The sequence below is a fragment of the Streptoverticillium olivoreticuli subsp. olivoreticuli genome, from assembly GCF_003391135.1.
GTDB lineage: Bacteria > Actinomycetota > Actinomycetes > Streptomycetales > Streptomycetaceae > Streptomyces > Streptomyces blastmyceticus.
In genome coordinates this window covers 6926485-6952664 of record NZ_CP031455.1, presented here as the reverse complement: position 1 = coordinate 6952664, position 26180 = coordinate 6926485, and the positions used below count along the sequence as shown (strand labels likewise).

20 protein-coding genes and 1 pseudogene are annotated in these 26180 nt (G+C 72.8%); 5 read left to right on the top strand and 16 right to left on the bottom strand.

What is annotated here, in order from left to right; all coding sequences use genetic code 11:
- Position 1 precedes the first annotated feature (1 nt).
- A complete protein-coding gene (locus DXZ73_RS30880; protein ID WP_116214271.1) occupies positions 2-868 on the bottom strand; it encodes an ABC transporter ATP-binding protein in 867 nt (288 codons plus the stop codon).
- Positions 869-1108: 240 nt separating this feature from the next.
- Between DXZ73_RS30880 and DXZ73_RS30875 the strand changes: the two genes are divergently transcribed.
- Together DXZ73_RS30875 and DXZ73_RS30870 are read left to right on the top strand one after the other, a co-directional pair.
- Positions 1109-2713: a sensor histidine kinase gene (locus tag DXZ73_RS30875; RefSeq protein ID WP_116214270.1), complete on the top strand. Its 1605-nt coding sequence runs from the start codon at positions 1109-1111 to the stop codon at positions 2711-2713.
- Positions 2714-3391 (top strand): DUF7342 family protein, encoded by a 678-nt coding sequence (locus tag DXZ73_RS30870; RefSeq protein WP_116214269.1) that lies wholly within the window; start codon positions 2714-2716, stop codon positions 3389-3391. It begins immediately after the preceding gene.
- A 35-nt stretch (positions 3392-3426) separates the two neighbouring features.
- On the opposite strand, the gene DXZ73_RS30865 is transcribed toward DXZ73_RS30870, so the two are convergent.
- The 4 genes from DXZ73_RS30865 to DXZ73_RS30850 form a co-directional block, all read right to left on the bottom strand.
- Positions 3427-4152, bottom strand: a complete 726-nt coding sequence (locus tag DXZ73_RS30865; RefSeq protein ID WP_240351815.1) for a response regulator transcription factor — start codon at positions 4150-4152, stop codon at positions 3427-3429.
- A 137-nt stretch (positions 4153-4289) separates the two neighbouring features.
- Positions 4290-5453, bottom strand: coding sequence for a sensor histidine kinase (locus DXZ73_RS30860; protein ID WP_240351557.1), 1164 nt, complete (start codon positions 5451-5453; stop codon positions 4290-4292).
- A 28-nt stretch (positions 5454-5481) separates the two neighbouring features.
- The gene (locus DXZ73_RS30855; protein WP_116214268.1) at positions 5482-5970 is read right to left on the bottom strand and encodes a DUF1453 domain-containing protein; all 489 of its coding nucleotides are present in this window, start codon (positions 5968-5970) and stop codon (positions 5482-5484) included.
- Between the two features lie 248 nt (positions 5971-6218).
- Entirely contained in the window at positions 6219-8339 is a 2121-nt protein-coding gene (locus DXZ73_RS30850; RefSeq protein ID WP_116214267.1) for a DNA gyrase/topoisomerase IV subunit B, read from the bottom strand.
- Between the two features lie 433 nt (positions 8340-8772).
- Here DXZ73_RS30850 and DXZ73_RS30845 point away from each other — a divergent pair, with 433 nt between their 5' ends.
- Positions 8773-9003, top strand: coding sequence for a DUF7455 domain-containing protein (locus DXZ73_RS30845; protein ID WP_030260793.1), 231 nt, complete (start codon positions 8773-8775; stop codon positions 9001-9003).
- Positions 9004-9379: 376 nt separating this feature from the next.
- On the opposite strand, the pseudogene DXZ73_RS30840 reads toward DXZ73_RS30845, so the two are convergent.
- The 7 genes and pseudogenes from DXZ73_RS30840 to DXZ73_RS39680 form a co-directional block, all read right to left on the bottom strand.
- Positions 9380-10177, bottom strand: a pseudogene (locus DXZ73_RS30840) (serine protease); the annotation flags it as partial.
- 186 nt (positions 10178-10363) lie between these two features.
- On the bottom strand, positions 10364-11911 hold the full coding sequence (locus tag DXZ73_RS30835; protein ID WP_116215970.1) for an RNA polymerase sigma factor: 1548 nt from the start codon (positions 11909-11911) through the stop codon (positions 10364-10366).
- 427 nt (positions 11912-12338) lie between these two features.
- Positions 12339-13277 carry a FadR/GntR family transcriptional regulator gene (locus DXZ73_RS30830; RefSeq protein WP_116214265.1) on the bottom strand — a complete coding sequence of 313 codons (939 nt, stop codon included), beginning with the start codon at positions 13275-13277 and terminating at the stop codon, positions 12339-12341.
- A gap of 162 nt (positions 13278-13439) precedes the next feature.
- Positions 13440-15302 (bottom strand): ATP-binding cassette domain-containing protein, encoded by a 1863-nt coding sequence (locus tag DXZ73_RS30825; RefSeq protein ID WP_116214264.1) that lies wholly within the window; start codon positions 15300-15302, stop codon positions 13440-13442.
- Between the two features lie 204 nt (positions 15303-15506).
- Positions 15507-16268: an NUDIX hydrolase gene (locus tag DXZ73_RS30820; protein WP_116214263.1), complete on the bottom strand. Its 762-nt coding sequence runs from the start codon at positions 16266-16268 to the stop codon at positions 15507-15509.
- Positions 16269-16357: 89 nt separating this feature from the next.
- The gene (locus DXZ73_RS30815; RefSeq protein WP_240351556.1) at positions 16358-18397 is read right to left on the bottom strand and encodes a glycogen debranching N-terminal domain-containing protein; all 2040 of its coding nucleotides are present in this window, start codon (positions 18395-18397) and stop codon (positions 16358-16360) included.
- A gap of 125 nt (positions 18398-18522) precedes the next feature.
- Entirely contained in the window at positions 18523-19908 is a 1386-nt protein-coding gene (locus tag DXZ73_RS39680; RefSeq protein WP_240351555.1) for a DUF4192 domain-containing protein, read from the bottom strand.
- A gap of 181 nt (positions 19909-20089) precedes the next feature.
- On the opposite strand from DXZ73_RS39680, the gene DXZ73_RS30810 reads away from it, so the two are divergent.
- On the top strand, positions 20090-22255 hold the full coding sequence (locus DXZ73_RS30810) for a RecQ family ATP-dependent DNA helicase (RefSeq protein WP_116214261.1): 2166 nt from the start codon (positions 20090-20092) through the stop codon (positions 22253-22255).
- Positions 22256-22474: 219 nt separating this feature from the next.
- On the top strand, positions 22475-23059 hold the full coding sequence (locus tag DXZ73_RS30805; RefSeq protein WP_240351554.1) for a hypothetical protein: 585 nt from the start codon (positions 22475-22477) through the stop codon (positions 23057-23059).
- Between the two features lie 84 nt (positions 23060-23143).
- Here the strand turns inward: DXZ73_RS30805 and DXZ73_RS30800 are convergent, their stop codons facing one another.
- The 4 genes from DXZ73_RS30800 to DXZ73_RS30785 form a co-directional block, all read right to left on the bottom strand.
- Entirely contained in the window at positions 23144-23767 is a 624-nt protein-coding gene (locus DXZ73_RS30800; protein WP_116214260.1) for a hypothetical protein, read from the bottom strand.
- A gap of 59 nt (positions 23768-23826) precedes the next feature.
- Positions 23827-24528 carry a ribonuclease HII gene (locus tag DXZ73_RS30795; RefSeq protein WP_116214259.1) on the bottom strand — a complete coding sequence of 234 codons (702 nt, stop codon included), beginning with the start codon at positions 24526-24528 and terminating at the stop codon, positions 23827-23829.
- A 79-nt stretch (positions 24529-24607) separates the two neighbouring features.
- A complete protein-coding gene (locus DXZ73_RS30790; RefSeq protein ID WP_116214258.1) occupies positions 24608-25501 on the bottom strand; it encodes an ADP-ribosylglycohydrolase family protein in 894 nt (297 codons plus the stop codon).
- A gap of 11 nt (positions 25502-25512) precedes the next feature.
- Positions 25513-26172, bottom strand: coding sequence for a histidine phosphatase family protein (locus DXZ73_RS30785; protein ID WP_116214257.1), 660 nt, complete (start codon positions 26170-26172; stop codon positions 25513-25515).
- Positions 26173-26180 lie beyond the last annotated feature (8 nt).

The following is a 26180-nucleotide window of genomic DNA, read 5'->3' as shown; positions in this document are numbered from 1 at the left end:
CTCATGCGACACGGTCGGCACCCCTCTCCCGGGTGATGCGGACCTCTTCGCCGAGCGACGACCAGATCTCGCGGTAGATCTCGACGAACTCCGCCTCCAGACGGATGGATTCGACCTTCCGGGGCCGGGGCAGCCGGACGGGGAAGACCTCCTTCACGGTGGCCGGGCCGGCCGTCATCACGACCACCTTGTCGGCCAGCGCGATCGCCTCCTCCAGGTCATGGGTGACGAAGACGACGGAGGCGGCCGTTCCGCCGGGCTGCCCGCCGCCCCACAGTTCGAGGAGTTCGTCCGACATCAGTGCGCGGGTCTGCACGTCGAGCGCCGAGAACGGCTCATCCATCAGCAGGATCGAGGGGTCTCCGACAAAGGTCTGGGCGAGCGCCACGCGCTTGCGCTGGCCGCCGGAGAGCTGATGCGGATAGCGGTCGGCGAAGGCCGCGAGCCCCACCCGGCCGAGCCAGTCGAGGGCGCGCTCCCGCGCCTCGGCCTTCGGCACGCCGCGGAAGCGCGGGCCGGCCATCACATTGGACAGGACCGTGCGCCAGGGGAACACCGCGTCCTGCTGGAAGACGAACCCGACCTCCGGCCGGATCCCGGTCACGGGGTCGCCGCCGATGAGCACCTCGCCCTCGGTCGGCTCCTCCAGCCCGCTGACCAGGGTGAGGGTGGTCGACTTCCCGCAGCCCGTGGGTCCCACCACGGCCACGAACTCGCCGCGCCCCACGGTCAGATCGAGGTCGCGCACGGCCGTGTGCTCCGCGCCCGAGGGGGTGCGGAACACCTTGCTCGCGCCGCGCAGCTCGATGGCCGGATTCCGGCCCGGTGGGGTGCCGCTGTGCGTAGTGTCGAGCGTCCCGCTGTTCATCGTGGTGCCTCCTGTGCCCGGCTCGTCCGCCCCGCGGTCCCTCGGGGCGGCAGGTGCTGGACGGTAAGGGCGGCGCGCCCCGCGGAGACAGCCTTGTGAGCGCTGTGCGGGTTGAGGGCACGAACCCTGTTCTGCTCGTTTTGCTCGCGGTAGAACAACGAAAGCGCTACGGAACCGGCCATTGGGCCGCGATCCGGCTACGTTCTGGTGGCACCTCAGGACGAGACGAAAGGGACCCCTATGCGCCCCCGGTGGCCCCGCCGCGTCTTCGCCCAGGTGCTGCTCGTCCAGCTGCTGATCATCACCGGTGTCACCGGGCTCGCCGCCGGGCTCTTCCTCGCGCCCCTCGGCGCCCAGCTGGACGACCAGGCCGAGCGGCGGGCGCTGGCCATCGCGCAGGCCACCGCCGCCCAGCCCGCCATGGCCGACGCGCTGCTGACCGGACGGCCCACCCCCCAGGGGCCCGTGCAGGCCGCCGCCGAACGCATCCGGCTGGCCACGGGCGCGAGCTATGTGGTGATCGTCGACGCCCGGGGCATCCGCTACTCCCACCCCTCGCCCGCGCGGATCGGCGAGCAGGTGAGCAGCGACCCCCGCACGGCCCTGAGCGGAAAGGAGTGGAAGGGCATCGCCCAGGGCACGCTCGGCCGCTCGGCACGCGGCAAGGTGCCGTTGCGCGACGCCGAGGGCGCCGTCGTCGGGGCCGTCTCCGTCGGCATCGCCTACGACAACGTGCACGCGCTGCTGGTGCACGCGGTGCCGGGCATCCTGCTGTACGCCGGTGCCGCACTCGGGGCCGGGGCGCTGGCGGCGCTCGCCGTCTCCCGGCGGCTGCGCAAGCGCACCCGCGGCATCGAACTCACCGAGATCTCCGCCCTGCTGGACGAGCGCGAGGCCATGCTGCACGGCATCCGCGAGGGCGTCGTCGCCCTCGACCGGCGGGGCCGCGTGCGGCTCGTCAACGACGAGGCCCAGCGGCTGCTCGGGCTCGGACCGGACGCCACCGGGCAGCCGCTCGACAGCGTCCTGCCGCCCGGCCGGACCACGGACGTACTGGCGGGGCGGGTGGCGGGCACGGACCTGCTCACCGTCCGGGACGGGCGGGTCCTGGTCGCCAACCGGATGGACACCGCCGACGGGGGCACCGTGGCGACCCTGCGCGACCGCACCGAACTGGAGCAGCTCCGCCGGGAGCTCGACGGCACCCGCGGCCTGACCGACGCGCTGCGCGCCCAGGACCACGAGCACGCCAACCGGCTGCACACCCTGATCGGGCTGCTGGAGCTGGGGCTGTACGAGGAGGCCGCCGAGTTCCTGGCGGAGGTGACGGGCGCGCACCGGGCCACGGCCGAGCAGGTCGCCGAGCGGGTGCACGATCCGCTGGTCGGCGCGCTGTTGGTGGGCAAGAGCGCGGTGGCGGCGGAGCGCGGCGTGGCGCTGCGGGTGAGCCCGCGGACCCGGCTGCCTGACCGGGTGGTCGACCCCCGCGACCTGGTCACCGTCCTCGGCAATCTCGTGGACAACGCGCTGGACGCGGCCGCGGGCCGGACCGGCGGCGAGCCGTTCGTGGAAGTGGAGCTGCGGACGGTGGGAGCCGCCCTGGTCGTGCACGTCGCCGACAACGGGCCCGGGGTGCCCGCCGCCGACCGCGAACGCGTCTTCGCCGACGGCTGGTCCACCAAGGAATCGCCCCCGCACCGCCGCCGCGGGCTCGGACTCTCCCTCGTCAGAAGACTGGCCGAACGCTATGGAGGCTCGGCTCGGGCAAGTGAACGGGACGGTGGCGGCGCGGTGTTCACCGTGGAGTTGCCCGAAGCAGTGCGCTCACTCGAAGGGGTGAAGTAAATGATCGAAGTCCTGGTGGTGGACGACGACTTCCGGGTCGCCGAGATCAACGCCGCGTATGTCGCGCGCGTGCCCGGCTTCCATGTCGGCGCCAAGGCCCACACCGCGGCCCAGGCCATGGCCGTGCTCGAACGGGGCGGCATCGACCTGATGCTCCTGGACCACTTCCTGCCCGACGAGACGGGGCTCTCCCTGGTGCGCCGGATGCGCCAGCGCGGCCACCTCACCGACGTGATCATGGTGACGGCCTCCCGGGACATCGCGACGGTCCAGGCGGCGATGCGCTTCGGCGCCCTGCAGTACCTGGTCAAGCCCTTCACCTTCCCCGGGCTGCGGGTGAAGCTGGAGGCGTACGCGCAGCTGCGCCGGACCCTCGACGACGCGGACGAGGCGGGCCAGGACCAGGTCGACCGCATCTTCGGCACCCTGCGCACCGCGGCCACCAGCGTCCCCATGCCGAAGGGGCACTCCGCGCCGACCGCCGAACTGATCCGCCGGGTGCTCTCGGACGCGGTACGGCCCCTGTCGGCCCACGAGGTCGCCGACCGCGCGGGCCTGAGCCGCTCCACCGCACAGCGCTACCTCAAGCGCCTGGAGGAGTCCGGCAGACTCCGCCTCACCCTCAAGTACGGCGAGACCGGCCGCCCGGAACACCGCTACGCCTGGACGGCCCGCTGAACGGAATACAAGCCCCCCCGGCACCTGATCTTCCGTCAACTCCGCCGTGGACCGGGCGGGATCACGATCCCGTGGCGGAACGCGTACCGCACGGCCTGCGCGCGGTCCCGCACCCCGGTCTTGGCGAAGAGGTTGTTGATGTGCGTCTTGACCGTCGCCGTGCTGACGTGCAGCCGACGGGCGATCTCCGCGTTGGACAGCCCCTCGGCGACCAGGGACAGCACCTCCGCCTCACGCGCCGTCAGCCCGTCCGGCAACTCCCGGCGCGGCGCCACGCCGGGGACGGGCTCGCGGAGGGGAGATCCGGCAGCGGCCGCCCGAGCCGGAGAGCCCTCCGCCTCGGGCCCGGAGAGCCGCTCCAGCAACCGGCGCTGCACATTGGGCGAGAGCCCCGCCTCCCCCGACATCACATGCCGCACCGCCCGCACGATCTCCTCCCCGCCGGCGTCCTTGGTGAGATACCCGCGCGCCCCGGCCCGCAGGGCGGGGAAGAGCGAGTCGTCATCGGCATAGGTGGTCAGGACCACGACCTGCGTCGACGGATACTCGTCCCGGATGCGCCGCGTCGCCTCCACCCCGTCGCAGCGCGGCATCCGAAGGTCCATCAGCACCACGTCGGGAGAGTGCGCGGCCACCAGGCGCACCGCCTCATGGCCGTCGGCCGCCGCCCCCACGACCTCGATCCCCGGCAGCAGCCCGAGCAGCATCACGATGCCCTCGCGCACCACGGTCTGGTCGTCGGCGACCACGACCCGCGCCACCGCGTCGCCACCGCCACCACGTGCCCCCGCACGGCCCGGGCTCCCCGTCTCTTCTCCGCCACCGGCATCCGCCGCGCCCTCGGGCCGGGCCCGGCCCCCCGCGCCGGACGCCTCACCGCCGCCGATCCCGCCACCCCTCACGCCGGCACCCGCAAACGCACCACAAAGCCCTCCTGCTCAGGTCCGGCCGGTCCGGCCTCCAGCGTGCCGCCGAGCAGTTCGGCGCGCTCGCGCATCCCCAGCAGACCGTACCCGGCGCCGGACACCACGAGATCTCCGGCATCCGCGTGCCCGCCCCTGTCACGGACCCACAGCTCCACCTCTCCCTCCAGATAGGTGAATCTCATCTCCACCCTGGCGCCGGGCGCGTGCTTGCGGACATTGGTCAGGGCCTCCTGAGTGACCCTGCGCACCGTCAGCCCGGCCTCGGCCGACAGGCTCCGCGGCTCCCCCGCCACCTCCAGGCATGCCCCCTCGGAGGCGGCCGACTCCCGCAGGAAGTCCTCGATTCGGGACATCTCGCCACGCAGGGCGGAGAGCGCCTGCCGGGTCTCGGCCAGCCCCTCGCGCGCCATGCCCCGGGCCGCCACCACCTGCTCCAGGATCCGCTGCCGGCCCTCCCCCTTCTCGATGAGCAGCCGTGCCGCCTCCAGGTGCACCATCTGCGCGGAGAGGCTGTGGGCGAGCACGTCATGGATCTCCCGGGCGATCCGGGCCCGTTCGGCGAGCGCCGCCGACTCGGCCTCCGCCCGGCGGGCCGCCCGCTCCTGGGCCAGCAGCCGGAACCCCGCCCCCCGCGCCTCCTCGTCCAGCCGCAGCGCGTATCCGACGACGGGCAGCCCCAGCGCCGTCAGGACGACCACCGTCGGGTTGTCCGGGCTCGCCAGGGCGTACGACCCCATGGCGACCGCGGAGACGGCCACTCCGTACAGCATCGGGAGCCGCTCCATGGCGATGATCGCGCAGACGCTCCAGAGCACGGCCGCGGGCGTGTGCACCCCCGCCAGCTGGGAGCCCGTACCCACCCCGTACAGCACCCCCAGCACCCCCAGCGACGGCCACAGCCGCTGGGCGAGCGTCGTGCCGACGTAGATCCGGATCCCGGCGACGCAGACCAGCAGGCCGAGGGCCAGGGCGGCGAACCCCCACCCGTGCAGCACATGGTCCTGCAGCACGCCCCACAGGAGCAGGCCCAGCAGACCGAGCCGCACCACCCAGCTCATGATCTGGCGCCGCAGCGGCACCCCCATCCGGGAGAGCGCCTCGCGGGCGGGCCACTCGGTCCAGTTCTCGATCGGCACTTGGGGTCCTTCCGCCGCGACGTAAGACTCAGCCACCGGCAGGGACACCGTACGCCGGGCGAAAGCCCTGAGCCCGGTGGGCCAGCACGCCGGAACGGGCGAGGAGCATGGCCGCGATGGTCACCATCGCCGCGCCGCCGCCCTGGTGGACCCCGACCAGCGCGCCCAGACCATAGAGCGCGACGCGCAGGGCCACCCCGCCGAGCCATATCGCGAGCGTGACCTTGCCGCCTTGGGCCCAGAGCGCCCCGGACTCGTCGAACCATATTCGGGTGGTCCAGGCCCACGCGGCGCCGGTTGCGAGCCCGGCCAGCACCCCGCCGACCAGCAGGCCCACGGACTCCGCGCGATGCCCGGTGTCGATCAGCCCCGGCTGCCGGACGGCCATGAAGGCGAGCGCCGCGGGCAGGACCCACCAGCGTCCGGCGCCGGCGGCCACCTTGCGCGGCCTCGTCTGCCGGGCGAGCACGATCGCGCAGACCGCGACGATCACTACGAGATCGGAAAAGCCGGACATGGGGACAGCCTCCGTGGAGCGCGGATGGACGCGAACGATTCGACGCATCCGACGCTACGGATCCGGCTCCCGACCGGGATCGGACCACGGGTGGGCTTCGGGGTGGATCCCGGGTGGAGATCACTCTCCACCCGGGGGTGGAGGCCCGCTCCGGCGCACGGACCTCCCGATACGGCGCGTCGCCGCCGGACCACGACGGCACGGCTCGCCTCCGGACGAGCGGGCGGCGATCGCCGGGTGACGGCCCGTCAGGCGTCGATGCGCGAGCGGTCCAGCGTGGCCGCGGAGTTGGTGATGAACTCCTTGCGCGGAGCGACCTCATTGCCCATCAGGAGGTCGAAGGCGCGCTCCGCCGCCTCCAGGTCGGTGATGTTGATCCGCCGCAGCGTGCGGTGGCGCGGGTCCATCGTGGTCTCCGCGAGCTGGTCGGCGTCCATCTCGCCGAGGCCCTTGTAGCGCTGGATGCCGTCCTTGTAGCGGACGTTCTTCCGGTCCAGCTCCAGCAACGTCTGCCGCAGCTCACTGTCGGAGTAGGTGTAGATGTACTTGTCCTGCCCCTTCTTGGGGTGGGTCAGCTCCACCCGGTGCAGCGGAGGCACCGCCGAGAAGACCCGCCCCTCCTCCACCATGGGCCGCATGTAGCGCTGGAAGAGGGTCAGCAGCAGGCAGCGGATGTGCGCGCCGTCCACATCGGCGTCGGCGAGGAAGATTACCTTCCCGTAGCGCGCCGCGTCGATGTCGAAGGTCCGGCCGGACCCCGCCCCTATCACCTGGATGATCGCGCCGCACTCGGCGTTCTTGAGCATGTCGGAGACCGACGACTTCTGAACGTTGAGGATCTTGCCGCGGATCGGGAGCAGCGCCTGGAACTCGGAGTTCCGCGCCAGCTTCGCCGTGCCGAGCGCCGAGTCGCCCTCGACGATGAACAGCTCGCTGCGCTCGACGTCGTCACTGCGGCAGTCGGCGAGCTTGGCCGGCAGCGAGGAGGACTCCAGTGCCGTCTTCCGCCGCTGGGCCTCCTTGTGCTGCCGGGCGGCGATGCGCGTACGGGCCGCCGCGACGATCTTCTCCATGACGGCCCGCGCCTGCTGCTTGGCGTCGCGCTTGGTGGAGGTGAGGAACGCCTTGAGCTCCTTGGCGACCACGTTCGCCACGATCCGGGTCGCGGCCGAGGTGCCCAGGACCTCCTTGGTCTGGCCCTCGAACTGCGGCTCGGCCAGGCGGACGGTCACGACGGCGGTGAGGCCCTCCATGGCGTCGTCCTTGACGACGTCGTCCTCCGCGACCCGCAGGAGCTTCGAGGACCGGAGCACCTCGTTGACCGTCTTGGTGATCGAGCGCTCGAATCCGGTCACATGCGTGCCGCCCTTGGGGGTGGCGATGATGTTGACGAAGGACTTGACCGCCGCGTCGTAGCCCGTGCCCCAGCGGAGGGCGATGTCCACGCCGAGCTCGCGGGTGACCTCGGTCGGGGTCATGTGCCCGCGGTCGTCGAGGACCGGGACGGTCTCCTTGAAGGTGCCCTGGCCGGTCAGCCGCAGCACGTCGCACACGGCCTTGTCCTGCGCGAGGTACTCGCAGAACTCGCTGATGCCGCCGTCGTAGCGGAACGTCTCCTCGGTGCTGTCCGCACCGTCGAGGCCGCGCTCGTCGCGGACGACGATGGTGAGCCCCGGCACGAGGAACGCGGTCTGCCGGGCACGCCCGTACAGCGTCTCCAGGGAGAGCTTCGCGTCCTTGAGGAAGATCTGGCGGTCCGCCCAGTAGCGGACACGGGTGCCGGTGCGGGCCTTGGGGACCTTCTTGCCCTTGAGGAGGCCGTTGGCCGGATCGAACGGTGCGTCCGGGCCGGACTCGGTGAAGATGCCGGGGACGCCGCGCCGGAAGCTGATCGCGTGGGTGCGGCTGTTGCGGTCCACCTCCACGTCCAGTCGCGCGGAGAGCGCGTTGACCACGGAGGCGCCCACGCCGTGCAGACCACCGGAGGCGGCGTACGAACCGCCGCCGAACTTGCCGCCCGCGTGCAGCTTGGTCATCACGACCTCGACACCGGACAGCCCGGTCTTGGGCTCGACGTCCACGGGGATGCCGCGGCCGTTGTCCCGGACCTCCACCGAGCCGTCGTCGTGGAGGATCACCTCGATGAGGTCGCAGAATCCGCCCAGGGCCTCGTCGACGGAATTGTCGATGATCTCCCAGAGGCAGTGCATCAGACCGCGGCTGTCAGTGGAGCCGATATACATACCGGGGCGCTTGCGGACGGCCTCAAGACCCTCGAGGACGAGCAGGTGCCGCGCGGTGTAGTTGGATCCGTCCCGGTCTGCCCCGGTCAGCAACGCAGTGGACGGCACGGACATATCGGCGGTCACGCGGTTCGCTCCTCGCTGAATTTCTTTTTGGCCCCGGTCGGGCGCGGTCATGGCTCGGTCGCCGTTCAGAGGGTACCGAGGCCTGGTAGAGCCTTTGCGCAGCCACCCGTAGGAATGCCCATGCTAGTCCAGAGTCGATCACGCGTTCGATGACTCGATGGAGTGACGTGCACATCACGTTCCATTGGAGGCATGAACCATTTAGGCTCCGGGCACGTCCTCAAGAACAACCCGGCAAGCCGGCCGGGGAGGACCAAAGACCCCCAGCGACGTGAAACCGTAAGCCCACGCAATACGGCTCATTCGCCGCCAACCGTCAAGATCCGGCCCACTCGGAAGGAACTTTCGAGGAAAAGCCACGAGCGGGAACGTTTTCGGCCTGGTTGGATGTTGACCCTGGTACGACAGCTCGTCGAGCTAGAGAAGAGGCGACGTGACTACTGTTCTGACCCCCGCGAGCCCGCTGACGGCCGCTGACCGCTGCGACCGGTGCGGCGCTCAGGCTTACCTGCGCGTCGTTCTCATGAGCGGCGGCGAACTGCTCTTCTGCGCCCACCATGGGCGTAAGTTCGAGCCAGAACTCAAGAAGATCGCCGCGGAGATACAGGACGAGACGGAGCGGCTCACCGCCTCTCCGGCGTCCGCGTCCGACGAGGACCGTTGAGTCCGCAATGGAACGCTGACACATCGCATCCGACGACGAGCGAGGTCCGGCCATCCAGGGCCGGGCAGCCGCGGGCGGCCACCCCCACGGGGGAGGTCGCCCGCTCTCGTGTGCTCGGCCGCACCGCCGCGGCACCCACGGCGGTGGGCGGACATGCCTCCATACGCCCTCACGGCGCTCACCACGGCCTTCTCGGCCGCGCCCTGGGCCCGTGCCGCACACCTCGCGGGACAGCCCGCGACACGAGCTGCTGGGCGATCGGAGGCAGCTGCACCGGAGGGGCGATCCGCTCCGGCTCCGGCGGCGCGGTCCGTACGGGCGGCTCGACCGCCTGGGCGGCGGGTGGCACGGTCTGCTTCGCGCTCTCGGTCACACGTGCCGCCACCAATGGCTTGACCGCCGAGATGCGCGTATAGACCCCTGGGTGGCCCTTCTGGGCGCAACCGCTGCCCCAGGAGACCAGCCCGATCAGCCGCCCCCGCGCGACCAGCGGCCCGCCGCTGTCGCCCTGGCAGGCGTCCTTGCCGCCGTCCGGCAGTCCGCCGCACAGCATCGAACCCTTGCGGTAGACCCCCTCCGCGCTCCCCGGGTAGGCCCGCTCGCACAGGGCGTCGTCCAGCACCAGCAGCCTGGCCGTACGGAGGGTCTCCGAATAGGTGCCGTCGCCGTACACGTCGCCCCATCCGTAGACCATGGCCGGCGTGCCCGTCCGGTAGACCGGATCGCCCGACTGCGCCATCGGGATGGCGCGGCCTCCCGGCACCGGCTCCTTCAGGGTGAGTACGGCGACGTCGCCCGCGTTGGTCCCGGCGTCGTATCCGGGATTGACCCAGGTGTCGCGGAGCTCCAGCTCGGCCCCGCCCACTCCCCGCAGATCGTCCCTGCCGGTGATGATCCGGAGGTCCTTCGCCTCGCTCACATCCATGCCGAGCACTTCATGGCTCAGACAGTGCGCCGCCGTGACGACCGTCCTGGGCCCCACCACGACGCCGCCGCAGAACTGCCCCGACCGGGCGGGCCCGAACCGCTGGCGGCTCGCCAGGGCCACGGCCCAGGGCGCCTCCGAGGCCCGCACCGACTGTCCCCCGACGATCACCCGGTCCGCCGCTGCCGGAGCAGGGGCCGCGAGCAGCAGCGCGATGGCGCCGGCCAGCGGATAGCTCAGGGAACGCATGCGGTCTCCTGACGGTGCGGAGTTCCTTGCACACCCAGGGTCAACCCGCGCGGCGATCACCGCATCCCGAAGCCGGACGGCCGTACTCCGAATTCGCACCGGGCCCCCGGGGAAGCCCGAAGGCCCGGCTCCTCCACAAGAGAGGGCCGGGCCTTCGGGACCTGCTGATTCGGTTGTTTCCGTCCGTCAGTCCAGGTAGTCCCGGAGGACCTGGGAACGGGACGGGTGGCGCAGCTTCGACATCGTCTTCGACTCGATCTGACGGATGCGCTCACGCGTCACCCCGTAGACCTTGCCGATCTCGTCGAGGGTCTTCGGCTGACCGTCGGTGAGACCGAAGCGCATCGAGACGACGCCCGCCTCGCGCTCGCTGAGCGTGTCCAGGACGGAGTGCAGCTGCTCCTGGAGCAGGGTGAAGCTGACGGCGTCCGCGGGCACGACCGCCTCGGAGTCCTCGATGAGGTCACCGAACTCGCTGTCGCCGTCCTCACCCAGGGGGGTGTGGAGGGAGATCGGCTCACGGCCGTACTTCTGGACCTCGATGACCTTCTCAGGGGTCATGTCGAGCTCCTTGGCCAGCTCCTCCGGGGTGGGCTCGCGGCCCAGGTCCTGGAGCATCTGGCGCTGGACACGCGCGAGCTTGTTGATGACCTCGACCATGTGCACCGGGATACGGATGGTGCGGGCCTGGTCGGCCATCGCGCGCGTGATGGCCTGGCGGATCCACCAGGTCGCATACGTCGAGAACTTGTAACCCTTGGTGTAGTCGAACTTCTCGACGGCGCGGATCAGACCGAGGTTGCCCTCCTGGATGAGGTCCAGGAAGAGCATGCCGCGGCCGGTGTAGCGCTTGGCCAGGGAGACCACCAGTCGGAGGTTGGCCTCCAGCAGGTGGTTCTTGGCGCGGCGCCCGTCCTCGGCGATGATCTCCAGCTCGCGCTTGAGCTTGGGAGCGAGCTTGTCGGAGTTCGCCAGCTTGTCCTCGGCAAACAGACCCGCCTCGATGCGCTTGGCGAGCTCGACCTCCTGCTCGGCGTTGAGGAGGGGGACCTTGCCGATCTGCTTGAGGTAGTCCTTGACCGGGTCGGCGGTGGCACCGGCCACCGCGACCTGCTGCGCGGGCGCGTCGTCCTCGTCCTCGTCGGACAGGACGAAGCCCTTGTTCTCGCCGGTCTCGTCCTCGTCCTCGCCGCCCTTGCCCGGGGTGGGGGTCTCGTCGACGAGGTCGTCGTCGAGCAGCTCGTCGGCGTCCTTCTTGGAGGCGGTCTTCTTCGCCGCCGTCTTCTTGGTGGCGGCCTTCTTGGCCACCGTCTTCTTCGCCGCCGTCTTCTTGGTGGCGGCCTTCTTCACGGGCGAGCCCACGGCGTCGTCACCGTCGCCGTACGCGTCCGTGGTGGACGTCGCGGACGCGGTCTGCCGTGCCGTGACCGTCTTGGACGCCACGGCCTTGGTGGCGGTGCGCTTCGCCGGGCTCTTCGCTGCGACGCTCTTGCGGGTGCGCTTGGGCGCCTCGGCGGCACTGACCATCAGCGTCACACCCTCCTCGTCGAGGACCTGGTTGAGGCTGCGCAGAACATTCTTCCACTGGGTTGGCGGAATCTGGTCAGCCTCGAAGGCCCGACGCACGTCGTCGCCGGCGATCTGCCCCTCGGCCTTTCCCTGCTCGATGAGCGCCATCAGAGACTCGGATTCGGCGATCTCCGGCGGGAGCGTACGGGATGTGCTGGCCGACACGAACAACCTCTCGGAACGATGGAAACGGCTTTCGGTCCCGGCCCCCTCTGGACGAGGACCGGTTCCGACGACCGCCGGCAAGGATGAACCGGCGGCGCGGGTGATGAATGCAGAGGGACACAGCGCCTCGAACGAGGCCCGTATTCCTTCCGCGGCTACCACCTCTTTAGTCATCGCACTGCCTCAAAGAGCGTTACGCCCAATCCTCGTGGCCCGAGTCACACCCCATAAGGGATGGAAGGCCACTCAAGTGGACAGAACACCCCGATGCGCCCCCGCCCGAGTTCCGGGGGCGCCATGTGCCGTTCGTCCACAACGGCTCGCGCGTGCGACCGGACGTGCGGCCGTACGCGCGAGCCGTGTCCACGGTCTCGCGCATGCGGCCCGTCCGTGCGACCCGCCGGTGCCGTTCCGCTCTTCCGCGCGGTCAGTGCTCGCGGGGCGCCGGCACCACGCGCTCGACGTCCGGGTGGGCGACGAGCAGTTGACGCATCGCGGCCTCGGCCCCGGCGGCATCCCCCGCGCCCACGGCGTCGACGATCCGGAGGTGATGACCCACACCCGCTTCCGTGGGACGGTCGCAGCCGCCCGAAGGCGCGCCCGAGACGTGCAGGGCGGAGGAGACGATGCCCGCGAGGTGCTCCAGCATGCGGTTGCCCGCGACCTGGAGCAGCAGCGAGTGGAACTCGGCGTCGGCGCGCGAGAAGGTGAGCGAGTCACCCTGCGCCAGCGCGTGGCCCATGATCTCGGCCATGTCGGCGAGGCGCTGCTGGACGTCCTCGCGTCCGTGCCCGGCGGCGAGTCGCGCCGCGAGCGGCTCGATGGTCCAGCGGAGCTCGCAGAGCTCGCGGCGCTGGTCGTCGCGCTGGGGGCCGAAGGCCCGCCACTCGATGATGTCGGGGTCGAGGAGGTTCCAGTCGCTGACGGGACGGACCCGGGTGCCGACGTTGGGGCGGGCGCTGACCAGGCCCTTGGCCTCGAGGACGCGCAGGGACTCGCGGACGACGGTGCGGGAGACCTCGAACCGCTGCCCGATCTCCTCGGGGACGAGCGGGCGGTCGGCTCCCAGATCGCCGGAGACGATCATCTGGCCGAGCTGCTGCACGAGCTGGCCGTGCAGTCCTCGGCCGCGACTGCCGGCCGCGCGGCGGCCGGCTCGGCTCAGCTCCGCCTCACCGTCCCAGGCGGGCGGGGCCCCGCGGTCGACCCCTGGGGTCTCCGCGTAGGGGTAACGGTCAAGCTCGCCCGGGCCGGCGAGGCCGGTGTCGGCGGGGCGAGCCGCGGTCATCATGGTGTGCGCAAGGGTACTCACGCCTCCTTTGTCGGCGACACCTCGAAGTCCCTTGAGGTCTTTGGTGAAAAGCACACGAAAGGGTGATCGCCCATTACCTCACAATTGACGCCCAAATGGACAGAACCGGGCACTCTCCAGGGTGGCGCGAATGCGGAGAGTGACGACTTCGGCGCCTGCCACCGGCTTGGATTCCGGAGCGTGAGCGCGGCGGCGTGAGCACCCGGGCGCGCGCCCTCATCTCGGCCTGCCCCGGAACACGGTGAGGACGTACGCGCCGAGCAGTCCCGCCAGCGACAGCGCGAGCGCCCAGCCGACCGGCTGGGACACCAGCCGCAGGGCCGCCGAGATCCCGGTGTCCATCTCGGACGGCCACTGGACCACGGCGGCCGCGCGCAACCGCTCCGGAAGCCCGATGAGCGACCGGGCCGCGGGCTCGGCCAGCACACTGCCGAGGACCGGCATCACGAGTGTCGGCACCGCCAGCACCGCGACCAGTCCCAGCGCGGTGGAGCGGAACAGCCCGCCGGCCAGAAGACCGGCCCACGCGCAGCCGAGGGTCAGGCAGGCGCAGCCCGCCAGACCGACGGCCCATCCGGTGGGGGCGACGACCGCGTCGTCGCCGTAGAGCAGCCGCACCATGACCACGTCGAGCACCACCGCGACGAGCGCGAGCAGCACGGCGGCGGCGCCGGTGACCGCGAGTTTGGCTCCGAGCAGCCCGAGGCGGCGCGGGACAGTGCCCTGGTCCGGCGCCAGCGCGGGATAGCGGAACTCCTGGCCGAAAGAGAGCGCTCCGATGAGCCCGGCGCCGAAGGCCGCCGGAGGCAGGGGCAGCAAGTCGGGCCAGCCGGTGAACAGGCGTGGCTCCGGGGCGCCGGTACGGGCCAGCAGCACCGCGGCGAGGAGCGAGGCGGCGAGCGTCACGGCCGACACGGTCCAGCCGGTCGGGGCCCCTGTGGCGCGGCGCAGTTCGTACCGCAGCGGCCAGGCCGGGTCGGGAGCGGGGAGGCGCGGCAGCGGGCGGGGCACGGTGACGGGCCGGACGGTCGGGCCGGACGCTTCGGCGCCCTGTTCGCCCGGTGGCTCTCCGGCCGTGTCGACGGGTGGAGCCTCTCGCGCCGCCGCCCCGGCGCCCGCAGGGCCGGCGCGTCGGCCGTCGGCGCGGTGCAGCGGGGACACGGGCCCGGTGTCACCGGTGTCACCGGTGTCACCGGTGTCACCGGTCTCCTCGGTCAGACGGTGGACGAGGATGCCGTGCCGGTACGCGGCCTCCCCGACGGCGGCGCAGCTGCTGCCGTAGACCGAGAGCCTGCCGCCGCCCTCGTGCACGACTTCCATGGGCGGCTCGCCCGGGGGCACGGCCACGGTGTCGGCCTCGGCCTCCAGGAGATGGGCGAGGCGGGGCGCGAGCGGCGAGCGGACCGCGACACGGGGCCGCAGCCGGGTGCGGGCGAAGGCGGCGGCCGTCTGGTCGGCGACGAGGCGCCCCTGGCCGATGGTGACGACCTGGTGGGCGATGCGGGCCGCCTCGGAGGCGTCGCGGGAGGTGACGAGGACGGCACCACCCTGCTCCGCGAAGCCGCGCAGCACTCCGTGGAGCCAGGCGGTCTCGCGGGGCGAGAGCTCGCGCGCCGGCTCGTCGAGGACCAGGGTGTGCGGATCGCCGAGCAGCGCCGCGGCAAGGCCGAGACGGCGGTCCATGCCCCGGGAGAAGGCATCGAGGCGCTGGTCGGCGAGGCCGGTCAGCCCCACGACCTCCAGCACGTCGTCGGCGCGGCGCACGGGCACGCCGGCCGCGGCACTGAGCATCCGCAGGTGGTTCCGGGCGGTGCGGGCGGGATGGCCGGGGACGTCGCCGAGGAGCACCCCGATCTCCCGCATGGGGTGGGCGACGCGGTCAAGGGTACGGCCACGGAAAAGGGCGACACCGCGGCCCGGGTCGAGTCGCAGCATGAGCCGCAGGGCGCTGGTCTTGCCCGCCCCTTCCGCCCCGAGCAGGACGGTCACCCGCCCGGGGCGGGCCTCGAAGGTGATGTCGTCGACGGCGGGAGGCTGGTCGCGGCGGGGGGCGCTCGTCAGTCCGATGGCCTGGATCATGGCTTCTCCCGCAGGGCGTGAGACGGCTCGGCGGCGCGGCTGACGACCGGCCCGGGGCGACCCGGAGCCGGGCGGATCCGAGGGGGATCACACAGCGCGCGAAGTCGCTGGGACGTACGGCAGCACCGTAACCCGATACGCCCGATTTGATCCGCAATGTCGGCGGTCGACCCGGTCGTGTCCCGCCACGGGAGCGCCCCTGCCCTACGCCTCCGGCCGCAGCATGGGCGGGTTGAGCAGCGTGGCCCCGCCGGCCTGGAAGAGCTGCGCCGGGCGACCGCCCTGACGGGTCGTCGTGCCTCCCGTGGGCACCAGGAAGCCAGGGGTGCCCGTCACCTTGCGGTGGAAGTTGCGCGGGTCCAGAGCGACGCCCCACACCGCCTCGTAGACCCGGCGCAGCTCGCCGACGGTGAACTCCTGTGGGCAGAAGGCGGTGGCCAGCGAGGAGTATTCGATCTTGGAACGCGCGCGCTCGACGCCGTCCGCGAGGATGCGGGCGTGATCGAAGGCGAGCGGGGCCGCCTGCTCGCCTTCGCGGCCGTAACCGACCTCCTGGTCGAGCAGATCCTCCACGGGCGCCCAGCGCACGCTGTGCGCGTCGCCGCCGGCCCGCGGGGCGGGCAGGTCGGGGGCCAGCGCGAGGTGCGCCACGCTGACCACCCTCATACGAGGGTCGCGCTTGGGATCGCCATAGGTGGCGAGCTGTTCGAGATGGGCGGCGTTGGGGAGCACGGGCCCCGCCGGGTCGTGGGCGTGCAGCCCCGTCTCCTCGGCCAGCTCCCGGGCGGCGGCGGTCGCCAGGTCTTCGTCGCCCCGGACGAACCCGCCCGGCAGTGCCCAGCGGCCCTGGTACGGAGACTCGCCCCGGCGGACGGCCAGGGCACACAGCGCGTGACGGCGCACGGTGAGCACGACCAGGTCGACGGTGACAGCGAAGGGCGGAAAGGCCGACGGGTCGTAGGGCATGACGCGATCATAGTCGTCTGCTTGACGATAAACAGGGTCTTGTTGGCGGACCGCATGCGCCCCCTCGGACAGCCTCGCGCGCGCCACCTTCACACCCCGAGCTGCAGGCCGTCGGGGGCTTCCTCGACCATGCCGAGCCCCATTCTGCTGATCCGTACGGCGAACGGCTGCTCGGCGATGCGCAACCCGGTGAACCGCACGGCACCGAGCGGCGCCGTGTGCAGCGGCCGGACCGCCACGGACCCGGCCGGGACATCGGGCCGCACCCCGGCGAGCGCGGTCAGCAGCTGGACCGCGCCCGCCGCGGCGACAGCGGCTGGCCGACAGGCCGCCGGGTGCGGCAGCGGCGTGCTGCCGGTGGTGCGCTGCTCCCCCGCGTACATCTCCGGCAGGCGGTGGCCGAACGCCTCGGCCGCGTCGATCACCCCTCGCAGCAGCGCGCCCGCTTCCCTCTCGTAGCCCGCTGCCGCGAGCCCGGAGACGGCCACGGCGGTCTCGTGGACACGCACGGCGCCGCTGCGGTGCCCGAACGGATTGTGTCCGGGCTCCTTCGCCCCCAGGCTGCGCAAGCCCCAGCCGGAGTCGAGGGCGGGGCCGCCGAGGAGCCGCGCCAGTTGTTCGGTCTGCACCTTGTCGAGGAGTCCCGGGGCATGGGCCCCGGCTCCGAGCAGGCCCGTGTCGAGGAGGTGCGCGGCGGCGCTCCCCAGGTGCGGTATCCGCTGTCCCTGAGGGGTGAGGGCGGCGGCCGGGCGGCCACCGCCCGGATCCTCCACCCAGAAGTCCTCGCGGAACCGTCGGCGCAGTCCGGCGGCCCAGCTCCGCCAGCTCTCCGCCCCGGGCCGCCCGCACGTCTCCAGCAGATCCGCGCCCAGGAGGGCGGCCCGGTGCGCGTGCGCCTGCACTTCGCAGCGGTACGGGCCCCGGGGCAGGGGGTCGGCGAGGTATCGGCCCTCACCCACTGCCGTACGCAGCCACTCCAGACACCGCTCGGCGGCGGGCAGCAGTGCTTCCGTCTCCCTGTCGGACAGCCCCCACCGTCTCGCCTCGGCGAGAACGACGGGAAACAGCAGCGTGGCCTCGATGCCCGTGCACCCCGGGGGCAGATGTGCCCCCGCGTGGCGCAGCGCGCCGGGGATGCGTCCGCCGTCCGGCCCGGGGCCGGGGAGTTGGGTGCGCGCCAGGGTGCGCAGCGTGCCCGCCGCCAGCCGGACACCGAGGGGCAGCGTCATTCGGGCCGCCCACAGCCCCTCGGCCGGGGCGAGACCGCAGCGCCAGGGGACACCTGCGGCGAGGTGGATGTCACCGGGGTGTCCGGGGTCGCGCACCAGCAGGGCACGGAGATCGTCCAGGGCGGCGGCGAGCAGGGCCCCGGCCCGTGGGTCGTCCCCGTCCGCCTGCGCGTCGCCCCAGGGAGCCGTACCCGTTCTGCCACGGGGTGCCGGAGCCTCCGGTGCGCGTACTCCGCCGGGCTGTTCGGCGAGCACCCGTAGCTCGATGCTCCGGCTGCTTCCCGGAGCCACTTCGACGTCCCAGCACAGCAGCCCCGCCGAGGCCAGGGCGTCGTCCGGCGGGGGGTCGGCCATGACCGCCGACTGGGCGCCGGGCACCGACCACCGCAGCCCGGAGGCGTGCACGGCGGCCGGGACCTCGGCTCCGGCCAGACCCGCCGCGGCGGCGCCCAGCTCGGCCAGGTCGGTGCCCAAGGACACCTCCACCCGGAGGCTCAAGGGGCGGACCGCGGTGCTGCGCAGGACGATGCGCTCGACGCCCTCCGCCGTGCGCAGCCGCTCGACCGTGACGGCCGGGTCGGGTCCGGAGTCGGCGACGGTGCGCACGGTGCCCACGAAGCGGGCGCGGTCCGCGGTGAGCAGTCGCCCCTGCACGGGCAGGGGCTCGGAACCACCGACCCGTACGGTGCATCGGGCGAGGAGCCGTCTGCCGCCTCGGTAGAACCCGTCGAGGCCCTGGCCGGTCATCTGTCCGTGCTCACCGGAGACGGCGAGGGCGGGCAGCGCGACGCAGATCAGCGCCGCGTGGACGGGCTGTGGGCCGAGCGCGCGGGGCACGCCGTTGCGTGGGGGCGGTGCGGGGCGACGAGTCGGCTGACCATGGGGGACGATGCCTTGCACTTGTCTGCACTCCCCTGCGGGTGTCATGTACCGGGACGACGGACGGCGTTTGCGGCCACCCGGATGAACGGCGCCGGGCCCGCCGAAGTCACGGTGCGGGCCCCGCGCCCGCTTTGCCGTGGGGGTCACTGGGGGCGGTCCTGGCGGCTGTGGGCGCCCTGCTGTCCCCCTGTCCGCCGGGTGCGCGCCCTTCCGGCGGGGCCGTTCGGTCCGCCGGGCCGGGTGTTTCCCATGGGCCTTCCCGCCCTGGACCGGCGCCGCGTCGCTCCCGAGCCGGGCGGCACGTCCGCCCTGGCCTCGGCCGCGGCCCGGCCCCGGGCCTCCTCCTCTCCGGCGGCCTGGCGCAGTGCGCGGTCGGCTTGTTCCGCGCGGAGGCAACGGCGCAGGGGCTCGGGGTCGAGGCCCTCGTTGCAGGCCCGGTGGAGGAGCTGGGCGAAGAGGTATTCGGGGTCGAGGCGGAGAGCCCGTCCCAGGGCGACCCGGGCTTCGAGCTTGTCGCCGACCGACCAGGCGACCCAGCCGGCGAGGGTGACGGGGGCGGCGGCGTGTTCCGCGTACGGGGGCACGCAGCGGCGGGCGAGGGCGCGCCACAGCCGCAGTGCGGCGGGGGCGCCGGGGCCCTCCATCCATTCCGCGGCGCGGTCGCGCGTCACGCGGTCCTGCAACCCGATGACGATCGCCGCCGCTTCTTGAGCGGTGAGGAGGGTGTCGTCGCGCGCGTCGGCTTCCGGTCGACCGGCGAGCGGGGCGGTCTCCTGGAACCTGCTCATGACCGACCGGGCCAGGTCCAGCGTCTCCCGGCGCACGGTCTCGCAGTCGGCGCCGCGGAGGATGCGGGGCACCAGGGCCATCGCCGCGGCGTCGAGCGCTTCTGCCTGCTCCTCCGCACGGGCTCCGGTGAGCGGTGCGTACCGCGCTTCCAGCTGGCTGAGGGAGCCGCGCATCTCCATGCCCGCGTAGGTGGCGGCCGCGGCCATGACCGAGGTGCCGGGGACCGCGAGGGGTGTGCCGTCCGCGGGGCAGCAGCGCGGGTCGGGGCAGCAGTACGACCAGAAGCGGCCGTCGGAGATGCACAGCGCTTCGTACACGGGCATGGCGAACCGGCCGCACGCGTCGCGCAGGGACCGGGCGAGCGGGCGCAGCCGCTCCATCACCTCCCGGGCGGTCTCGTCCGCCGCCGGGTCCTGGCAGAGGAAGAGGACGACGCCGTCGGGGCGGGCTCCGCGCTTGTTGCTTCCGGTGACGAGGGTCTCGGCGAGCTGGTCGCAGATGTCGGGCCATTCCTCGCGGGTGTGGGGAATGCCGAGCCTGAGCCGGCCCCCGAAGCGGCCGCGCTCGCCGTGGAGCGCGACCATGACGACGCTGTCGTCCGGGACGAAGCCCAGCAAGTACGGCAGCGCGTCGGCGAGTTCGGCAGGGCTGCGGAGGGTGACCTCCTGCTCCGCGCGAGGGCCAGCGGGGGCGGAGGCGGACGAGGAGAACGGGTGGGCTGAGTCACTGTGCTTGGTCATGGCCCGAGAGTCCCGTGGATGCGCCACGGCCCACCAGCCCTGTGGATAACTGCCGCATATTGTCCTACGAATCCTGTGGACGGCGGTTGCCGGGCGTTCCGCGATCACGGTGCCGCCCAGGTTTTCCACAGGATCGCGGTCGCGGTCGCGCGATGTCAGTGCCCTCGTGTTGCATGGGGGCATGACCAACGAAGACCTCCGCACCTCGGCCGACACCGTCCTGGCCCGTCTCGTCGGAGACACCACGGGCGCCGCGAGACTGCGCGAGGATCAGTGGCGCGCGATCGAAGCACTGGTCGCCCACCATCGCCGCGCGCTGGTCGTCCAGCGGACCGGCTGGGGCAAGTCGGCCGTGTATTTCGTCGCGACCGCCCTGCTGCGCGAGCGCGGCAGCGGCCCCACGGTGATCGTCTCACCGCTCCTCGCGCTGATGCGCAACCAGGTGGAGGCCGCCGCGCGGGCCGGCATCCACGCGCGCACGATCAACTCCGCCAATACCGAGGAATGGGACACCGTCCAGGAGGAGGTCGCGGCGGGCACGGTGGACGTGCTGCTCGTGTCGCCGGAGCGCCTCAACAATCCCGACTTCCGGGACAACGTGCTGCCGAAGCTCGCCGCCGCCACCGGCCTTCTGGTCGTCGACGAGGCCCACTGCATCTCCGACTGGGGCCACGACTTCCGGCCCGACTACCGCCGGTTGCGCACCATGCTGGCCGATCTGCCGCCCGACGTGCCCGTGCTGGCCACGACCGCGACCGCCAACGCGCGTGTCACCGCCGATGTCGCCGAGCAGCTGGGCACGGGCGAGACCTCGAAGGAGGCGCTCGTCCTGCGGGGGCCGCTGGAGCGGGAGAGCCTGAGCCTCGGCGTCCTGCAACTGCCCGACGCCGCGCACCGGCTGGCCTGGCTCGCCGACCACCTCGGCGAGCTCCCGGGCTCCGGCATCATCTACACCCTCACCGTCGCCGCCGCCGAGGAAGTGACAGCGTTCCTGCGTCACCGCGGCCACGTCGTCGCCTCCTACACCGGCAAGACCGAGAACGCCGACCGCCAGCAGGCGGAAGAGGATCTGCTCGCCAACCGCGTCAAGGCGCTGGTCGCCACCTCCGCGCTCGGCATGGGCTTCGACAAGCCGGATCTGGGATTCGTGGTCCACCTGGGGTCGCCGTCGTCCCCGATCGCCTACTACCAGCAGGTCGGCCGCGCCGGGCGCGGAGTGGAGCACGCGGAAGTGCTGCTGCTCCCGGGCCGCGAGGACGAGGCCATCTGGAAGTACTTCGCGTCCCTCGCCTTCCCCTCCGAGGACCAGGTGCGCCGCACCCTCGATGTGCTGGCCGCGTCCGACCGCCCCGTGTCGCTGCCCGCCCTGGAGCCGCAGGTGGACCTGCGACGCTCCCGCCTGGAGACCATGCTCAAGGTGCTCGACGTGGACGGCGCGGTGCACCGGGTGCGCGGCGGCTGGACGGCGACCGGCCGGCCGTGGGCCTACGACGCCGAGCGCTACGCCTGGGTCGCGCGACAGCGCGAGGCGGAGCAGCAGGCGATGCGGGACTACGCCACCACCGCGGGATGCCGGATGGAATTCCTGCGCCGACAGCTCGACGACGAGGGCGCCGCCCCTTGCGGGCGCTGCGACAACTGCGCGGGCCCCCGGTTCACCGCCGCGGTCTCCGCCACGGCTCTGGACGCGTCGCGGGGCGAACTGGGGCGTCCGGGCGTCGAGCTCGAGCCCCGGCGGATGTGGCCGACGGGCATGCCCGCGGTCGGCGTCGATCTCAAGGGCCGCATCCCCGCGGGGGAGCAGGCCGCGACCGGCCGGGCCCTCGGCAGGCTGTCCGACATCGGCTGGGGCAACCGGCTGCGGCCGCTCCTCGCCCCGAACGCGCCGGACGGTCCCGTGCCGGACGATGTGGCGGACGCCGTGGTGACCGTGCTGGCCGACTGGGCCCGGGGGCCGGGCGGTTGGGCCCCCGGCGCGACCGACGCGACCGCCCGGCCGGTGGGTGTCGTCACGCTCGCCTCCCGCACCCGGCCCAAGCTGATTCAGTCGCTGGGCGAGCGCATCGCCGCCATCGGCCGGATGCCGTTGCTGGGCGCGGTGGAGTACCGCGACACGGAAGCGGACACCCGGCTGCCGCGCACGAACAGCGCCCAGCGACTGCGGGCGCTGGACGGGGCGTTGACCGTCCCGCCGGCTCTCGCGACGGCCCTGGCCTCGGCGGGCGGGCCCGTGCTGCTCGTCGACGATCTTTCGGACACGGGCTGGACGCTGGCCGTGGCCGCGCGGCTGCTGCGCCGGGCGGGGGCGAAGGACGTGCTCCCGCTGGTTCTGGCGGTACAGGGATAGGCGCGCGTGACGGACAGGGCGGCTGGGCAGGGATAGGGGCGCGCAGCACCCGGCGGGGGCAGTGGCGCCAATTGATCGTTGCCGCTTACCGGTACGACCGGGAGAATCGGACGTGCTCCCGCCCCCGCCCATGCGTCCCGACGGACCGCCGTGGCGGTGCGCACCCTTGCCCGACGCCCGCCCGCGCCCACCCATGGGCACGCAGACGAAGGGAGGATCATGGCCTTCGGCTCAGCTCCGCCACCCGCCGACTCCGGTCCCCGGCTGGGCCGCTCGCTGGAGCCCGCCGAGTGGGCCGCGGCGGGAATCCCGTTGCTGCGCAACCCACGCGAACTGATCACCGGTCTGCACGTGCGTCACCTGCCCGCGCCGTCGACGGCGGTCGTCGCCGTCCTCGATCCCGATGAACGGCTCGCCGCGAGCGCGTCCTTCACCCGACGGCCCGCATCGGCCGACGGCTGGGAGCTCCGCAACGCGCTTCTCGCGCAGTTGCGCCAGGTGATCCCGCACGACCTCCGGCGCCGCACCCCGGTCCGCACGGCCGTGCTTCTCTACTGCCGGGAGGGCGGGGCCCATTGGACGGAAGAGGACGGTGCGTGGATGTGGGGCCTGCGCGACGCGTGCACGCTGCACGGTCTGCGCTGCGGCGCGTACATCACCCTGACCACGAGCGGCTGGCGGATACTCGGCGAAGGGCGCAGTGGACGGCGCCCGCGGTCACCCGTGTACCGGGCCGCGCCGCCGACATCCGGAAGCACAGCCTCCGAGATGCGGCGGACGCACCACCGCACAGCGGCCGGCTGACCGGCCACTCCCGAGCGACGGTTCGAGCACGAACCCCGCGGTCACCGTCGCCTCCAGGGCCTGGGTGACCGCTGGGCCCGTGCCTCAGACGCCCACCGGAAGGAGGGAGTTGACCCGCTGGGGGTCACCGCAGACGATCAGCAGCGCACCGGCGCGGTCCAGGGCGGCGGGCAGGGCGCCGTCCACCATGGAATCCGCACCGCCGTTGACCGCGACGACCACGATCGGGCGGCGTCCGGCGCGGGTCGCCTCGGCGCTCGCGTAGAACACGTCGTCACGGGCGTCGTGCTGCGCCCAGTACGACGACTCGCCGAAGGTCAGCTCGTGCACCGCCCAGGGGTGCGGGTCGCCGGTGGTGAGAACCAGGATCTCGCCGGGCTCACGGCCGGTGTCGAGCAGCAGGTCGACGGCCTCGTCCGCGGCGTCCAGCGCACCCTGCGCGGAGGCCGGGATCAGCTGGACCTGCGGACCGGCCGCCGGGGCCGGGACGGGTGCGGCGGGGGCCTTGGCGTCCGTCACCGCGGCACGCGGGGACGGTACCGGGGCCGGGCCGCGGTGGGAGCCGGGGCTGCCGGGCCGCACCGGGACCGGACGGGGGCCGGGGCCAGGGACAGGACGGGGGGTCGGCGCGCCGCGGCCGGGGGCCGGAACTGCGCGGGGACCCGGGACACTCTCGTGAATCTGAGGCTCCTCGGGGATGAGAGGCATGAGTTGATGTTTATCAAACGCCGGTGCGGGACGCGTCGGCGGGTGGCGGCCGGTGCCGCTCAGAAGTCGAAACCGAGTTGGCCACCGGCCTCCAGAGCAAGTGCCTCAGGGGTGCCGCGCACCCGCTTGAGGTGCTGCCACCTGGGCAGCGCGTCGAGATAGGACCAGGACAGCCGGTGGTACGAGGTGGGGCCCAGCGCCTCCAGGGCGGCGCGGTGCACCGGCGAGGGGTATCCGGCGTTGTCGCCGAAGCCGAAGTCGGAGCACTCGGCGCCCAGTTCGGCCATCATGGCGTCGCGCCGGACCTTGGCGATCACGGATGCGGCGGCGACGACCACGCAGGACTGGTCGCCCTTGATGACCGTGCGGACCTTCCAGGGATCCCCGAGGTAGTCGTGCTTCCCGTCGAGGATCACCGCGTCGGGTCGCACGGGCAGGGCGTCCAGGGCGCGGGTGGCGGCCAGTCGCAGCGCCGCCGTCATTCCCAGCTCGTCGATCTCCTGTGGGGAGGAGTGCCCGAGCGCGTGGGCGGTGACCCAGCTCTCCAGCTCGCCCGCGAGCGAGGTACGCCGCTTGGGGGCAAGCAGTTTGGAGTCGGTGAGGCCCTCGGGAGGTCGACGCAGACCGGTGACGGCAGCGCACACGGTGACCGGTCCGGCCCAGGCTCCGCGGCCGACCTCGTCGACTCCGGCGACGACCTTGGCTCCGGTCGTGGCGCGCAAGGAGCGCTCGACGGTGTGGGTAGGCGGTTCGTACGGCATGGCGCCAGCAAGCGTACGCCCCCGGCCCCGGCCCGAGTAGCCCCGCCCCCTCCTCTTTTCGTCTCTTCTTTCTGTCCGGTCAGCTCACAGCGGCAGGCAGCCACGCGGGAAGCGCCTCGGCGGCCTCCAGCCAGCCCGCGGGCGGTGCGCCCCGCCCGCCCGCCGCGACCACTCCCCCGACGATGGCGCAGGTGGTGTCCACGTCGCCGCCCACCTGCGCGGTCGTCCAGAAGGCGGTCTCGTAGGACGCGAGGTTGCGGGCGGCGGCCCACAGCGCGAAGGGCACGGTGTCATGGGCGCTGGTGCGGCGTCCGCAGCCGAGGACCGCGGCGACGGTGTGCGCGTCGCCGTAGTCGAGCATGTCGCGTGCGCGCCTCAGCCCGGCCTGGACGGCGCTGCGCGGTACGAGCGCGATCACTCCGTCCAGGAGCGCCTCGGCGGCGACGGGGCCGGTGGGCGTCGCGGCGATCGCCGCGGCGGCGGCCACCGCCATGGTCCCGGCCACGGCCTCGCGGTGCTGGTGGGTGGTGTACGCGGAGATCTCGGCCTGGTGCGTCGCCTGTTCCGGGTCGTCCGCGTACCAGGCGCCGAGCGGGGCGACCCGCATGGCGGCGCCGTTGCCCCAGGAGCCCTGGCCGTTGAACAGGGCGGCGGCCAGCTCCCGCCAGTCGCCGCCTTCCCTGATCAGGCGCAGCATGCGGTTGACCGCCGGGCCGTAGCCGCGGTCGAGGTCGTGGTGCTCGGCGAAGGAGCGCGCGAGGGCGTCCTGGTCGATGCGGCCGTGCTCGGCGAGGACGGCCAGCACCGAACAGGCCATTTCGGTGTCGTCGGTCCACTGCCAGGGGGCGGGCGGCAGTTCGCGGCGCTTGAGGGACGGATAGTTGGCGGGGACGAAGAACTGGGATCCGAGGGCGTCACCCAGGGCCAGCCCGCGCAGGCTCCCCAGGGCTCGGTGGAATCGGTCAGCGGTCATCGCAGCGAACTCTAACCGGTGAAGCCGTACGGTTCGGGGGTGCACCAGCGCTCGAACGGCCGGTCCAGGTGGTAGCGGCCGTCGGTGCCGAGGACCAGGGCACGGGTCTCCCCGTTGCCCGGGTTCGACAGGCATTCGAATTCGGCGACGGTCCAGTGCAGCCACCGCATGCAGAACAGCCTCATGGTCAGCCCATGGGTGACCAGCAGGACGTTCGGCGGGTGGCCGGGGTCCTCGAAGCTTCGCCACAGGCTCTCCAGGAAGGCCCCGACGCGGTCGTAGACGTCGGCCCCCGACTCGCCCTGGGCGAAGCGGTAGAAGAAGTGGCCGTAGGCGTCCCGATAGGCCTTCTGGCGGCGCACGTCGGCGGGGTCCTGCCAGTTTCCCCAGTCCTGCTCGCGCAGGCGCGGCTCCTCGCGGACCCGCACCCGGCCCGGGTCGAGCCCCAGGGCGTGGAAGGTCTGGTGCGTGCGGCGGTAGGGGGAGACGTAGGCGGACACCTGCTCGTCCCCGAAGAGCTCACGCAGGTGGGTGCCCGCTTCCCGGGCCTGCCCGCGCCCCCTTTCGGTCAGGCTGAGGGCGTGGTCGGGCTCCCGTTCATAGACGGTGTCGTCGACGTTGCCCACCGACTCCCCGTGTCGGATGAGAACGATGCGTCGGGGCCGTGGCATGCCGCCAC

Coding starts and splice junctions, on each gene's coding strand:
- DXZ73_RS30880 (WP_116214271.1), bottom strand. CDS start 868: ATGAACAGCGGGACGCTCGACACTACGCACAGCGGCACCCCACCGGGC.
- DXZ73_RS30875 (WP_116214270.1), top strand. CDS start 1,109: ATGCGCCCCCGGTGGCCCCGCCGCGTCTTCGCCCAGGTGCTGCTCGTC.
- DXZ73_RS30870 (WP_116214269.1), top strand. CDS start 2,714: ATGATCGAAGTCCTGGTGGTGGACGACGACTTCCGGGTCGCCGAGATC.
- DXZ73_RS30855 (WP_116214268.1), bottom strand. CDS start 5,970: ATGTCCGGCTTTTCCGATCTCGTAGTGATCGTCGCGGTCTGCGCGATC.
- DXZ73_RS30825 (WP_116214264.1), bottom strand. CDS start 15,302: ATGATCCAGGCCATCGGACTGACGAGCGCCCCCCGCCGCGACCAGCCT.
- DXZ73_RS30820 (WP_116214263.1), bottom strand. CDS start 16,268: ATGCCCTACGACCCGTCGGCCTTTCCGCCCTTCGCTGTCACCGTCGAC.
- DXZ73_RS39680 (WP_240351555.1), bottom strand. CDS start 19,908: ATGACCAAGCACAGTGACTCAGCCCACCCGTTCTCCTCGTCCGCCTCC.
- DXZ73_RS30810 (WP_116214261.1), top strand. CDS start 20,090: ATGACCAACGAAGACCTCCGCACCTCGGCCGACACCGTCCTGGCCCGT.
- DXZ73_RS30805 (WP_240351554.1), top strand. CDS start 22,475: ATGGCCTTCGGCTCAGCTCCGCCACCCGCCGACTCCGGTCCCCGGCTG.
- DXZ73_RS30800 (WP_116214260.1), bottom strand. CDS start 23,767: ATGCCTCTCATCCCCGAGGAGCCTCAGATTCACGAGAGTGTCCCGGGT.
- DXZ73_RS30795 (WP_116214259.1), bottom strand. CDS start 24,528: ATGCCGTACGAACCGCCTACCCACACCGTCGAGCGCTCCTTGCGCGCC.
- DXZ73_RS30790 (WP_116214258.1), bottom strand. CDS start 25,501: ATGACCGCTGACCGATTCCACCGAGCCCTGGGGAGCCTGCGCGGGCTG.
- DXZ73_RS30785 (WP_116214257.1), bottom strand. CDS start 26,172: ATGCCACGGCCCCGACGCATCGTTCTCATCCGACACGGGGAGTCGGTG.